The organism is Rhodococcus sp. GQ147 (genome assembly GCF_059759155.1).
In genome coordinates this window covers 64,721-78,441 of record NZ_JCAXDU010000020.1, presented here as the reverse complement: position 1 = coordinate 78,441, position 13,721 = coordinate 64,721, and the positions used below count along the sequence as shown (strand labels likewise).

Annotated in this window: 10 protein-coding genes; 1 reads left to right on the top strand and 9 read right to left on the bottom strand. The window is 63.0% G+C overall.

Annotated elements, in window-relative coordinates; all coding sequences use genetic code 11:
• Positions 1–74: 74 nt before the first annotated feature.
• From AC6CID_RS20495 to AC6CID_RS20475, 5 genes are all read right to left on the bottom strand, one after another.
• Positions 75–434 carry a DUF5313 family protein gene (locus AC6CID_RS20495; RefSeq protein ID WP_255312755.1) on the bottom strand — a complete coding sequence of 120 codons (360 nt, stop codon included), beginning with the start codon at positions 432–434 and terminating at the stop codon, positions 75–77.
• Positions 435–460: 26 nt separating this feature from the next.
• The gene (locus AC6CID_RS20490) at positions 461–991 is read right to left on the bottom strand and encodes a MarR family winged helix-turn-helix transcriptional regulator (RefSeq protein WP_072740544.1); all 531 of its coding nucleotides are present in this window, start codon (positions 989–991) and stop codon (positions 461–463) included.
• A gap of 459 nt (positions 992–1,450) precedes the next feature.
• On the bottom strand, positions 1,451–2,065 hold the full coding sequence (locus AC6CID_RS20485; protein WP_039584677.1) for an acyl-CoA-like ligand-binding transcription factor: 615 nt from the start codon (positions 2,063–2,065) through the stop codon (positions 1,451–1,453).
• Positions 2,066–2,963: 898 nt separating this feature from the next.
• Positions 2,964–4,052, bottom strand: a complete 1,089-nt coding sequence (locus AC6CID_RS20480) for a helix-turn-helix domain-containing protein (RefSeq protein ID WP_037215951.1) — start codon at positions 4,050–4,052, stop codon at positions 2,964–2,966.
• A gap of 14 nt (positions 4,053–4,066) precedes the next feature.
• Positions 4,067–4,963 (bottom strand): alpha/beta hydrolase fold domain-containing protein, encoded by an 897-nt coding sequence (locus tag AC6CID_RS20475; RefSeq protein ID WP_039584680.1) that lies wholly within the window; start codon positions 4,961–4,963, stop codon positions 4,067–4,069.
• 242 nt (positions 4,964–5,205) lie between these two features.
• Between AC6CID_RS20475 and acmB the strand changes: the two genes are divergently transcribed.
• Positions 5,206–6,387: a methyl acetate hydrolase AcmB gene (gene acmB / locus AC6CID_RS20470; protein WP_006553291.1), complete on the top strand. Its 1,182-nt coding sequence runs from the start codon at positions 5,206–5,208 to the stop codon at positions 6,385–6,387.
• A 327-nt stretch (positions 6,388–6,714) separates the two neighbouring features.
• On the opposite strand, the gene AC6CID_RS20465 is transcribed toward acmB, so the two are convergent.
• The 4 genes from AC6CID_RS20465 to AC6CID_RS20450 form a co-directional block, all read right to left on the bottom strand.
• Entirely contained in the window at positions 6,715–8,469 is a 1,755-nt protein-coding gene (locus AC6CID_RS20465; protein ID WP_024102231.1) for a sigma-54-dependent Fis family transcriptional regulator, read from the bottom strand.
• Positions 8,470–8,906: 437 nt separating this feature from the next.
• Positions 8,907–9,968, bottom strand: a complete 1,062-nt coding sequence (locus AC6CID_RS20460; protein WP_024102233.1) for an alpha/beta fold hydrolase — start codon at positions 9,966–9,968, stop codon at positions 8,907–8,909.
• A 119-nt stretch (positions 9,969–10,087) separates the two neighbouring features.
• The gene (locus AC6CID_RS20455) at positions 10,088–11,677 is read right to left on the bottom strand and encodes a flavin-containing monooxygenase (protein WP_498354375.1); all 1,590 of its coding nucleotides are present in this window, start codon (positions 11,675–11,677) and stop codon (positions 10,088–10,090) included.
• 27 nt (positions 11,678–11,704) lie between these two features.
• Positions 11,705–12,952, bottom strand: a complete 1,248-nt coding sequence (locus AC6CID_RS20450; RefSeq protein ID WP_498354374.1) for an IS256 family transposase — start codon at positions 12,950–12,952, stop codon at positions 11,705–11,707.
• Between the last annotated feature and the right edge of the window lie 769 nt (positions 12,953–13,721).

Below are 13,721 nucleotides of genomic sequence, written 5' to 3'. Positions count from 1 at the left end.
GGCAATCCGCCAACGTGGGTGAGATAGGCGCCGGTCCGCAACCCTGACTCCGCGTTCAGAGCTGCCCATACTGTCTAGGCTGCGCGACCGAACCGGCGTTCGTAATCCTCGCGTTCACGCGAGGCGCGCGCCTGTGCCTTCGCACTGAGCAGATCCGGATCGAGACCGTGTTGCTGGAGTCGATGACGTTGCCAGATGCTCATCAACGCCACAGAAAAGTACATCCAGGGCAAGAGCAGCAACATCATCATCGAGACGGGAATCCATACCGGTCCCGGGATCAGCAGGAACAACAGCAGCAGCGGGATGACCGGCACATTCCACCGAAGAAGATATCGGCGCACGCCACCCGGCCCCAGGATGTCGTTACGGACCCAGTCCTGCATCTGCGGAGGCAAGGGGCGGCCAACCACATAGGCCAGGCGCTGAATCACGGTAGGTCGTGTGCGAAGTGGGGTCGTCACAGCGTTCCCTTCGTTGTATCCGGTGGCTCGGATGGATCTCGGGACGGACGTCGATCCGAACTGGTTATTGCATGTGCTGCAGCATCATTGAGAAGGGTCAGTGCCCGATGCAGCTCCTGGAGCTCCGCCGGCGAAACACCGAGCTTCTCGACCACGGCGACCGGGACTTTCTGGGCTTCGTTCCGCAGGGCTCGACCTTGGGCAGTGAGATCGATGACCAGTTGACGTTCGTCTACACGACTGCGCGAACGAGTGATCAGCTGTGAGGCTTCGAGGCGCTTCAACAAAGGCGAGAGCGTGGGCGAGTCCAGAGCCAGCGCTTCGCCGATCGCCTTGACCGACATCGGAGCTTTCTCCCACAGCGCCAACATCACCAGGTATTGCGGGTGAGTGAGGCCTAGAGGCTCGAGGATAGGCCGGTAGACAGCCAGGACGGCCCGGTTGGCAACGGCAAGCGCGAAGCAGACCTGCCGGTCCAACGCCAGGAGGTCGTCGTTCCCGATCGAAGCGAGGTCACCTGTGGTCACAGGACGAGCATACCGGACTCAGTCGTGCGCGAACGAATCGTGTGCGAGCAATATTTGAGATGTGCATCACCGGCACGACCTGCGATGCAGTTCGATATCCGAACAAGTGCGCCTCGCACCTGCGCACCCACTCCGATCCCTCGAAGTGTCGCGAATACCGAACCCAACGGCGCCACGCGCATCACCGGCCAGATACTTCATCAGTTCCCATTGGGTCGAGCGGCGACGAACCCTGCCTGGCCTGCGGGTCGGCACGATGCGGCGCCTCACGATCGACGGCCGGCATTCCGGACGGCGACGGGTCGGGAAACGGTGGGTCCCGTCCGGGGGCAGACCACCACCGCCACCGGCGGTGCATCGATCCGGTACATCGATCCGGTACATCGATGATGCGCACGTCACTGGACCTCGGGTACATCCCGCACGTAGGTCCGCCACTGCAGAGGAGGCCGATGCGCCTTACTTGTAAGGTTGTTCGTCGATCCACTTCTGCAGGCTGTACCCCAGCGAAGTCAACGACTTATCGAGCGTGGTCAACACCTCACCGGGGGATGCGGGAGACCTCACTCCCTCGCGCAGGACGGCGAGCACCACGGACTGCACCGCACCCCCGACAGCAGCCGGCACCACCGCCGCCGGACGCGTACCGATACGGGACGCAACGAACGTCGAGACGACCTCGGACCACACCAACCACCGTTGAGCACCCTCGGCCTGCAATTCCGGTGAGGCGTCGAGGATCCGAATCTGGGCGGTCCAGACGCCCTCGTCGTCGAGTCGGGCCGCTACCGTATCGATCACCCCGACCCGGATCGCCTCCATGACCGGCACCTCGTCGTCAACCGTGCCGAAGGAGCGCTGGAGGTCGCGGGTACTTTCCTCGAAAGGAAACCACACGAGTGCCGCTTTGCTGGAGAAGTACCGGAAGAAGGTGGTCTTGCTGATCCCCGCGGCCGCAACGATATCCATGATCGACGTCTCCGCATAGCCTCGTTCGAGGAACAGTTCGAACGCGGCGACCTCGACCTGCGCGCGAGACGACACCTGAGGACGCCCACGTCTGCCGGTAGCCATCGCATTCCCCCCTCTTTTCGACCCGAGACTTGATTTTGGGTACTCGGTACCGTAAATATAGGCGACGCGCGATGTGACCGATAAACATGATCTTGCAACACCACCACGATCCGTCACCCCCTGTAGGCGGACCGTGGTTCCCGGTCGGTGAACCGACCCCGTCCCGGATGCCCTGCCTGTCCCCCCCCCTCCAACGGGCAGGGCATCCGGGAACTTCCACACCGACCCGTGTAGGGCGGGTTGTGTCCTATCCGTTCGATTGAGGGGCCCGCCATGCCCCATCGATGCCGTTCGTCGGCGTTTGCTTGCGGGACAGCCGGTACGCCGATCGCTCCCACCGTCGGAGCGCTCTCCCTTATCGGAATCCTCTTTACGCTTTCCCACGAACGAGGGCAGTGCCGCTCACAGAGACCGATTCGGGAGTCCGACTGCTCGTTCGGCGCCGGGCATGATCGACTTGATTTTCGGAACCGGGTAGCATAATTATAGTTGAATGCTCGATTACCGCTGCTGTCGTCCGAGCTGAACCGCCCGGACGATCACCTCCGGCACGTAGATGGCAGGTCTGATCGCGATCGGCAGACCCGTTCTCCCGACGGGACGCCTCGGCTCCACCGAACGACATACGACCAAGGAAGACCGTTCTCTGATGATTTCCAGCCTCGTAATCCGGCCTCTGGCTCGCGCAATCGCAGTCGTACTGATCGTCGCCGATACCGCCCTCGCCACCCGAGTGCCGGCCCTGCCCGGCTGGGATGAAGACGGCTCCGTCGCCCGGAGCTGACGTCGCAGGGACATCACCCGCACAACGCTGTGCCGCTTCCGGCGATCACCGACACGCCAACGCACCGAACCGGCACCGAGATGACCGAGACCACATCATGAAGCGTTGACGGCCTCATACCGTCGCGCGGCGAGCAGGACCGAGCACGGCGACATTGCCGGGTGCCGCAGCCGCCGGCAGGTCGAGGACCGTCGACGTACGCAAGCGATGCAGCAGGAACGCTGCCCCGAGCCGGCTGCGCCCGAATCCCTCGAACGGGTTGAAACCGAGTGTCGCAGTGATGGTATCGATCCTGCTCTGAAGCGTGCTGTGGTGGATGTTGAGCAGTCGCGCCGCTTCCCGAACGGACTGCGCAGCGACGACGGCATCGATCGTCTCCATCCCCCAGGCGTAGTGTGCGATGGCCTCGACACGGTCGGCGTCGCTGTGCGGAGCGTGCTCATCGGCGTCGGCAAGCAGTTCGATCAGACCCCCGTAGGAGTCGGCCACAACCTGGGGTTCCTTCGGGGTTCGGCACAGGCGCAGAGCGACCATCGCGGTCCGGAACGACCGATCCAACGAGTCCGGCGGCGTGGCTGTTCCGATACCGCACGGCGAAGCGCCGAACGGCGGGTACCGCTCCGGCACAACGATGGCGTGGACCGGACCGAACGGGGTGGCGATCACGTCCTCCGGGCCGGCGGGATGATTGCGCCACACCGCGAACAGCGGTGCCACAACGAGGCGATACAGGCCCGTTGCCGACAATCCGAGCGCACTCGCCGCGGTCAAGCGCTCGTCGGGAATGCTCTCGCGACCGGTGAGTATGCCGAGGTGGCGGCGATTGTCGATCTCCCGGGCTCCACGCCCGTTCCGGATCCGCACAGCCAGTGCCAAGCGCTCGAGGATGAGTGCGTCGTTCGGCCCAGCAGCACCGTCGCGTTCGAGCCAGACGTCGATGCCGTCCTCCGACGCCACGTGCAGGTTCGAAGGATCTGTCGGCGATTGACCCTGCACTGCTTCACCTTTCGGAGTGACTCGTAGAGTCCGCGGCGGGACGCTCTGCCGGAACCCTGCAGTACAACCGGCCAGCGCGGCAGCGGTTGCGAGCAGGGCACGGGTGTTGACGTTGCCGACGATCAACTCGTCGAAGCACGCGATGACACGCAGACCCAAACTGGCGCTGGGATCGAGGCGGGCGATCCGTCCGAGTAGCTCTTGCATATTCGTTCCTGCCCTCAGTCCGCAAGGATTTTCTCGACCCAGGTGTTGCGGGTCCGGATCATGGACCGGCCCACGCTGGTGTGCGGGGCGAAAATGTCGCACGCGTGAAAGGCGCCGGACCATACGTGCAACTCGGCATCGCCACCGGCTTGCCAGATCCTGTTGGCATAGCCGATCGCCTCGTCCCGGAAGATCTCGGCCGCACCGACGTCGATGAAGGCCGGCGGCAATCCGCGCAGATTCTGCGCGCGGGCCGGGGCTGCATACGGCGAGACAAGGTCGGTGCCCCGCTGCTCACCCAGCAGGGCGGTCCAGCCGGTTTCGTTGCTGATCCGGTCCCACACACCGATACCGTCGAACTGCTCGATCGAAGCGGTCGTGCACCGGTCGTCGAGCATCGGATAGTCGAGCACCTGCCCACACAACCGGGGACCACCGCGGTCCCGCGCAGCCAGCGCGAGACCGGCTGCCAGTCCGCCACCGGAGCTGGCACCTGCGACCAGGATCCGGTCCGCCCGCACGTCCAGATCGGTGACATGCGCAGCCAACCACTCCAGGGCGGCATACATGTCCTCACGCGGGTAGGGGTCGGGATACTCAGGGGCCAAACGATACTCGACCGTGACAAGAACCGCCCCCAGTTCGGTCACCCAGTCCAGCACCAGGTCCAGGCCGCTGAACATGTCTCCGAACATCAATCCTCCGGAGTGCGCGTACAGCACCGCAGGACGGGGCCCGCTGAAGTCCCGGGAACGAAGCACCGCAGCGTTGACGGCAGCGCCATCACCCCCGGGGAAGGTCACGTCGTTCACCGCGATCCGTCGGCGGTCGAATTCCTCGTCCATCGGAGGGGACGCATAGGACGTACGCATGAACTCGATCAGGTCCGCAGTGATGGTCGGAGGGAACATACCGCCTACCACAGCCAATCCCGCCTTGAGTTCGGCATCGAATGGTGGACGGGGCACTGCTCGGGCCATCGTCACCTCCTCGAAGACTCGCATCGAGGATACGGCGGCCGCTCGACCGAGGGACCCGCCATTCGGCGGGGAAACAGAGCGAAACTGCGCCGCTGCGTCGGTTGAGACACCCATCACACTCTTGTGAAACTTGGAGCAGCGTCACTGTCGACCGAACGAGAGGAACAACCCCCATGTCCGATACCCAACGCGTCGTCGACTCAGCCCGCGAAGTCATCCACACCACGGTGAACAGCGGTGCCGTGCCCGGAGTAGTAGCGGGCATGACGAACGACCAGGAAACCCTGTTCATCGAGTCCGCTGGGGTACGGTCTGTCGACAACGATCAACCGATGACCGATGACACCGTCTTCAGCATCTTCTCGACCACCAAAGCCCTCACCGGCACCGTGGCGCTGCAACTCGTGGAATCCGGTGATCTCGACCTGGATTCCCCGGCCGAGGAGTACGCGCCCGCGATCGGCGAACTCCAGGTCATCGAGGGCTTCGACTCGAACGGCGAGCCGATGCTGCGAGCACCGAAGACCGACATCACGACCCGCCAACTACTGCTGCACACCGCCGGCTTCGGATACGACTTCTTCAACGAGACGTACAACCGCCTCGCCGAGAACCACGGTCAGCCCAGCATCGTCACCGCCACCAAGGACGCGCTCGAGACACCGCTGCTGTTCGATCCCGGCACCCAGTGGGAGTACGGCTCGAATATCGACTGGGCAGGCCAGGTGATCGAAGGCATCGTCGGCACCCGCCTTGGCGAGGCGCTGAAGACACGAGTCCTCGACCCCCTCGGCATGACATCGACGTCCTTCACTCCGTCCGACGACATGCGCGCGCGTCTGGCGACCATGCACCAGCGCACCGACGACGGACTCCAGGCCACCGATTTCGTCATCCCCACCCCGCCCGAGGTCGACATGGGTGGGCACGGACTGTTCTCCACCGTCGGTGACTACCTCGCCTTCATCCGGATGTGGCTCAACGACGGCGAGGCAGACGACGGCACCGTCATCCTCCGCCCCGACACCGTCGAGTGGGCGACCAGAAACGACCTCGGCGACCTGACCGTGAAGATGCTTCCGGGTGTCATCAGGTCTCTGTCGAACGACGCCGAGTTCTTCCCTGGCCAGCGCAAGGGCTGGTGCTACACGTTCATGACCAACGAAACCGAAGCACCCACGGGCCGTCCCGCAGGCTCTCTCGCCTGGGCAGGCCTGGCCAACCTCTACTACTGGATCGACCGGCACAACAAGATCGGAGGCTACTGGGCGACGCAGATCTTCCCGTTCGCCGACCCCAGCTCGCTCGGTGGTTACCTCGACATGGAGACCGCCGTCTACCGAGCCCTTTCCTGACCCCGGTTCCATCCCGGGCCGCGGCACCGGACATCGACCTCGATCCGTTGACCGCTCGCGTAACCGGCGCGCTCGCCGAACAGCCACACGACGACATCAACGAGATCGGGTGAAATCCCCACCCGACGCACGGACACCACACCGCTGCGGGTGTCGAAACACCCGCAGCGGTGTGGTGTTGCCACGCTGTTCGAGGTCTGGGTGCAACAGGTCGAGCGCGAACACCGTCGTCTCCCACGGGCTTGCCGCGAGGGCCGCACCTTCCGACAGTCACCGCTACCGCACGCAAGGCCATAGGACGACTCTCGGATCACGCATTCTGCGCGATCACACGTGGATGCCGAACGTGTCGATCTTGCGGTAGAGAGACGACCTTGCGATCCCCAGCAATTTCGCGGCGGCGACACGATTGCCACCGCTGTCCCGTAGCGCAGCCACTATGGCATCGCGCTCGACTCTTTCCATTGCCGTCATCGTCCGGCGAGGCGCGGAGCTGAGCGCTGGAGGCAGATCAGCTACTGCGATCGTTCCCGCGGGCTTGGCGCGAAGTACGTGATTGAGAGTGCCGACCAGTTCACGGACGTTGCCGGGCCAGTGGTACTTCTTCAGGGTTCGCATCGTGTCGTCGCTGAAAGCGGTTTCGCGGTGAGGTGCAAGGTGCATTCGGATGATGTCCGGGATGTCATCGGGGTGATGACGCAATGCGAGGACCTCGACGGTGGCGATGAAATGCTCGGCGAGAGCAGAATCCTGAAGTGCTTCCCCATCAGTGGATGTGGTCGCGACGATCCACCGAGCGGGGTACCGGTGCTGGTCGGCGGATATGAGGTCGGCAAAGAGCTCATCGGTGCTCGCGTCGAGTCGGTCGATGCGACGAAGGACGATCGTGGTCGCCGCGGAGTCGAGCGCAGTGCGCAATTCCTCGTGAGCGGACTTTTCAGCAGAGCAATCCACGACGACAATCGGGGCCTGCGGATTCTTGTACAGGTGCATGCCCCGAACGAGAGTGAGTTTGCCGCTTCCTGGTTCACCTTTGAGGATCACGTTGGCATCTGTCGCGGCGAGGGACGTCAACTCCCCTCGACACCGGTTCCATTGGAGCGAAGACCCCGCCACCCCCGGAAACACGGGAACCGTGCGCCGGGGTTGCATGATCTTCGTGGGACACGATGTCGCCTCGACTTCGAAGACGATGCCGGCGATGTCGCCGCCATGTTCGACGAGAGTGCGCTTGACGGTGATGCTACCTCCGGACGGAAGGCGCAGGTCGAACTGGGCAACTCGTGACGGATCGAGCATCGACTGTGCTTCCTCGCGGAGAAAAGCCTCGTCGATCGGGTCGAGAAGGCGCGAGCCGATCTCGTTCGACATGAAAACACCGCAACTGAGTGAGTACACCGCCGTCTGCCGGCGCCGACAGGCGACGAGGAACTCGCCGAGCACGAGTTGTTGCTTGATCGATCCCGTGGCGCGAAGAGCCGACTCGATATCACGAGCCGCTCCAAGGGCGAGCTGGCGCATCAACGGGTTCGATGTGTGGGTCAAGCCTGTGATGTCGATCAGTCCTTCGACACGGCCGGTGGTGGGGTTGTGAATGGGCGCGCCGGCACAGGTGAAATACTGGATCGATTCGTGATAGTGCTGAGCGCCGTCGACGTAGACGGCCATCCCGGTCTCGAGGGCTGTGCCCACTCCATTGGTACCGACGAGCTCTTCGGCGTAGGTGAACCCGGGAGCGAAGTACACCTTGTCCAGCTTCGCGGCGAGGACGGGATCATTGTCCCGCCGGACCAGCACACGCGCATGCTCGTCACTCAACGCGACACTGAGGGACATGTCGGACAGGTCGTCATGGAGCCGATCGAGGATCGGCAGGGCGCATCGCACCAGTCGTCGGCGAAGATCGAGGTCTTCGACGTACTGCAGCTGTGGAAGGTGCGAGCCGTCCGGGATGACACCCGCCTGACGTGAGCGTCGCCATGACTGTGCGATGAGGGGTGAGACGTCCTCGGAGGGGGAACCGGCGAGGTCATGGAGATGCCGGGCGGTGGTCACGCGGCGCCGGCGGTTATCACTGTCCATCACATTTCCTTGCAGGTCGCAGTACTGCCATCCCCCTCAATGTGCCGCACATCACATTCTATGAATGTCCCAGAATAGGACATCGATCTGCCGTCTCCAACGGCAGTAGCGGGGCGGGTACGGCCACCCCGCCGGCCGGAGATCGGCACTCGCGGTCCGCACCGCGCCTACTCCTCGGACCACCGACTGCCGCGATCCGGGGTGCACACCACCATCAGGAGACTGACGTCAGGTCGTCGACGGCGACCGGATCACCGGGCTCGGCTTCACCCCCCAGGGGAAGCCGAGCCCGTTCCATCACCTGCCCCGCCCTACGCATAGAGGTCGACATCGCCGGCAACCGCGCAAGAATCTCGATGTTCTCTGCCGCCACGACCGCCGGCGGGCACACTCACTACCGTCCCGCCCACGTGAACCGTTGTCGTGGCGGCACCGCTTCAGACCTCGATCGCGAGAAGATCCGCAAGGTGGCGGTCGATCTGCGGCATGTAGGTCGGAGCGACAGCGAACAGGCCCAAATGCCCGAGCACATCTTCGACCACGCGCAGTTCACTGCCCTTGATCAGTTCCTGCTCGGCAGCACAGTCGCGGACCGGGAACAACTGGTCTTCGTCGATGGGAATCACGAAGGTCTTGGCGGTGATCCGTCCGAGTGCAGCGGCCAGGTCTCCCCCGGTATGCCGAGAGACGTCGCCGCGTTGCCAGGCCCAGGATTGAGTGAGGAGTGCGTTGGGATCCATCGCCGTGAAGTAGGGCTCGAGGAATCCGGTCAGGAACGCGTCCAGGGATTCGAACTCCATTGCTCGCCATACTTCTTGCTTCCAGAACTCGGTCGAGAATCCGAGCACTCCCCAGATGTGAGCCTGCCTGGTGAGGCCGTCGACGACCTGCGTATGCGAGGTGTATTCGCCGCCGTTCCAGCCCGGATCCGACAGGATCGCTTCGCGCATGATCTCCGCGATCAAGAAATCACCGGGAGTGTTGCGTGCCGTACCGGCAATCGGTGCGGCGCGCAGAACCTTGTCGGGGAACCTCACTGCCCATTCGTAGGTCTGTTGAGCTCCCATGGAGCCTCCCGTCACCAACGCGAGGCGTTCGATACCGAAATGCTCCCGGAGCAGCCGCTCCTGGGCCACGACATTGTCCCCGATCCGAACACGAGGGAAGTTCGACATGGCGATCTCTGCGTTGACGCCGGTGGCGTTGTGGGGAGACGTCGACAGACCGTTGCCGATCTGATCCACGCAGACGATGAAATACTTGCTCGGGTCGAGAGCATGGTCAGGACCGATGTATGCGTCGCGCCAGATCTGGTGGGTCCCCGAGTACCAGGTGGGGATGAGGATTGCGTTGTCCTTGGCTTCGTTCAGCGTTCCGAACGTTGCCACTGCGAGCCGGCAGTCCGGGATCGAGCCACCCTCCTCGAGGTCGAGGGCTCCGATGCCGATCAGGTCGTAATCACCGTGGAAGTCGTGCGTGTAGTACGGGTTGTCGATCATCGAGATCGTCCTCCTGAGCTATGAGAAAGCGGTAGCAGCGCGTGCTCACCCGATGACATGTGCGTACGCCGCCGTGAGACGAGCAGTGGTCGACCGCAGGGGTCGGATATCCGAGAAGGTCAGCTCAGCTGGAATCCCTTGTAGCCGGCCGCGGCGGCCGCGAGAGTGAGTTCTCGATAGGTGCCGACCCCGCCGGTGTAGGACAGCACGCGACGAGGTTTTCCGGGAACGTTCGCGCCGTTGTACCAGGAATTGGTCTTCGAGATCAGCGTGGCATTCGCGGTTTCGTCGTGGTGGGCGACCCATTCGCCCTCACCCTCGACGGTCGGTTCGATGACGGTGTACCCGTGCTCACGCATGTGCCGGATGCATTCGGTGATCCATTCGGTCTGTTGCTGCAGACAGGTGGTCATGTTGCACAGAGCCGCGGAGGGGGCGAGTGGGGCACCGGTGGTCAGCATGTTGGGATAGCCGTGCACCATCAGGCCCATCGTCGTGCGGATGTCACGCGACCAGTCGCTCGTGAGCGATCGGTCCTCACGTCCACGGATGTCGATTCGTGTCAGCGCGCCGGATCCCGCATCGAATCCCGTGGCCAGGATGATGACGTCGACTTCGTGCAGCGTGCCGTCGTCCAACAGGATCCCTTCCGGGACGATTCGGCTGATCGGATTGGTGCGCACCCCCACTGCTTCGACATTCGGACGGTGGTAGACCTCGAGATAATTGGTTTCCAGCGGTACCCGGTGTGTACCGAAGCCGTAGTCGGTCGGAATCAACAGTTCACACAGCTTCGGATCCTTCAGTCGCGCACGCATCTTCTCTCGCACGAACTCGGACACCTGCTCACTGACCTCTTCATCGGAGAACACCTCCGCGAAAGAAGCGAGCCAGAGCTTGAGTGAACCGTTGTCATAGATCTCTTCGAGCCTTTTCCGCCGTTGCTCGGGAGTCAGGTCGACCCATGCATGCTCGAAGTCGTACTCGAAGCCACTGAACGTATGCGGCAACGTCGCGCGAAGTTCCTCGAAGCGCTCCTTGTACGCGGCAACATCCCGGTCGTCGTAGGACGGATTCTTCATCGGCAGGGCGTACTGCGGTGTACGGATGAACACCTTCAGATGTTCGACCTTGTCGGCGATGGTCTGGATGACCTGGATTCCGGTGGCGCCGACACCGATCACTGCAACTTTCTTGCCCGCGACATCGGCGCCCTCCTTCGGCCATCGAGAGGTGTGGAAGATCGGGCCGGCGAAGCTTTCCTGACCCTCGAACACCGACGACATCGGTGCCGACAGCATGCCGGCGCAGGTGATCAGGAACTGGGTGGCAATCGTGTCCCCGCGATCGGTGCGCACGATCCATCGCTTCGAGTCCTCGACGTAATGCGCACTGGTGATCGTCGTCGAGAATTGGATGTCGCGACGCAGATCGAGACTGTCGGTCACATAATGCAACCACTGCTCGATCTCGGGTTGGCCGGGGAAACGCTGACTCCAGCTCCAGTTCTTGTACAGCTCATCGGAAAACAGGTACTGGTAGATGTAGGCCTCCGAATCGAATCGAGCACCCGGATAACGATTCCAGTACCAGGTGCCGCCGACGTCGGAGGCGGTATCGAAGGCGCGCACCCGCAGCCCCAGCTCGCGAAGCTGATGCAGGATAGTGCCCCGTGGAGTGGTGGACTTCGGATCGGCTCTGCAGTACACGTAGCGATCAACGAGTCGCGGTGAATACTATGCTGTTTCGCTCGAACCGGTCAACGACAACGCCGGCCCGGCAGCGTGTCCCTTCGCGGCAATCACCGCACGAAGCTCGTCCATGCTCACATCCGAGACATAGCGGCGGGTGACCTGCCACTCATCGTGCTGTTCGATGACCACCGCAGTCGCCAACCGCAGAAACGCCGCCGGATTCGGGAAGATCTCCACGACGTCGGCTCGACGCTTGATTTCCTTGTTGAGCCGCTCGATCGGATTGTTGGACCAGATCTTCTGCCAATGCGCCTTCGGAAACGCAGTGAACGCCAACACATCGTGCTTGGCTGCCTCCATCAACGCCGCGACCTTCGGAAACGACCCGGCGAAGGTGTCGGTGACCTGGTCCCACTGCGCAGCCACCTCGACCGGATCGGTGTGCGCGAAGATCGTCTTGACCGCAGCCATCACCGGCGGCACATGCTTCGAGGACACCGCCGCTCGAATATTCCGCATGAAATGAACCCGACACCGCTGCCACGATGAACCCGCGAACTGCTGCATCACAGCAGCTTTGAGACCGCTGTGCGCATCGGAGATCACCAGATGCACCCCCGACAGACCACGGGCCTTGAGGCTGGTGAGGAACTCACGCCAGAACTCGTAGGATTCACTGTCGCCGACCGCGGTGCCGAGCACCTCCCGGCTGCCGTCGATCGACACCCCGGTGGCCACCACCAGCGCCTGGGACACCACGTGCGCACCGACCCGGACCTTGCAGAACGTAGCGTCGAGGAACACGTACGGAAAGCTCGTGTGCGTCAAGGTGCGCTCCCGGAACCGGGCGATCTCGGTGTCCAGACCTGCACAGATACGCGACACCTCCGACTTCGAGATCCCGGAGTCGACTCCGAGGGCGCCGACCAAGTCGTCCACGCTGCGAGTCGATACCCCGTGCACGTAGGCCTCCATCACCACCGCGTAGAGAGCCTTGTCGATCCGTCGACGCCGCTCCAGCAAGGATGGAAAGAACGACCCGGACCGCAACTTGGGGATCTTGACCTCCACATCACCGCTGGTGGTCGACACCGTCTTCGTGCGATGCCCGTTGCGGTGGGTGGTGCGGGTGGCGGTGCGTTCGTAGCGGCCGGCGCCGAGTTTGTCGGTGGCCTCGGCTTCGATCAGCGCCTGCAGGCCGGTGCGGATCAGTTCGGCGAACACGCTGGCGCTGTCGGCGCCCTTGAGTGCGTCGAGCTGAGCGAGCAGTGCAGAATGGTCGTGGGTCATCGCGTAGCTGCTTTCTGTGAGTCACTTTGGTCGGTAACTCGTTGATCACTACGCGATGGCCTACCCGCAGAGCGGGAACGACACGCCGCGGACCTGGCCGGATGCCCTCAGCCAATTCCCACCACTCCCCGGGACTTACCCTGATGCAGCTGATACAGGCCGGCGACTCCCGCACCGATGATCAACGCGTCCAGCTCGAGTGACACCTCGGTATCAGCAAGTCCGACCGCAGAGGAAGAGTGAGGCGACATGTCCTAGCCTTTCTGTAGTTCAGGTCACGTGGAAGCCATCATCGTGATGTGCGCCTCACTCAGCTGTCCCATCTTCGGACACTTCCCGGCTTCGCAGACACGGATATCACCGAGTCCGGCGCCTCTCGCACCGCCAGCACCCCAGCAGAACCGATCTACAACTCGGGGGATGTTTTCGACGACGCGGTGGGCAACCTTCGGCACAGAGGCCTGCAATATATCCGGAATATACTGTTACGCAATGATTTCTACCACCAGTCCAGTTCCGGACCCATCTTGCCGCATGCTCGACACCGCCGCGATCGCGATCTCGATTCGGGTCGCTGTCGCACCGATATGAGCACACAGTCGGCGATCCGACACATTCCGGCCTTCCAACCGCGACCGTTGGCTGCCACAGAATCCGAACTCTGTTCTGGTAGCTGCAATTCGAATTGACATCGACTGATCCCTTGCGGCCGGGATCCGCCACGAAGACGGGACGAATCACAGCCTCCCGACGACCCGAACGAAGGGGA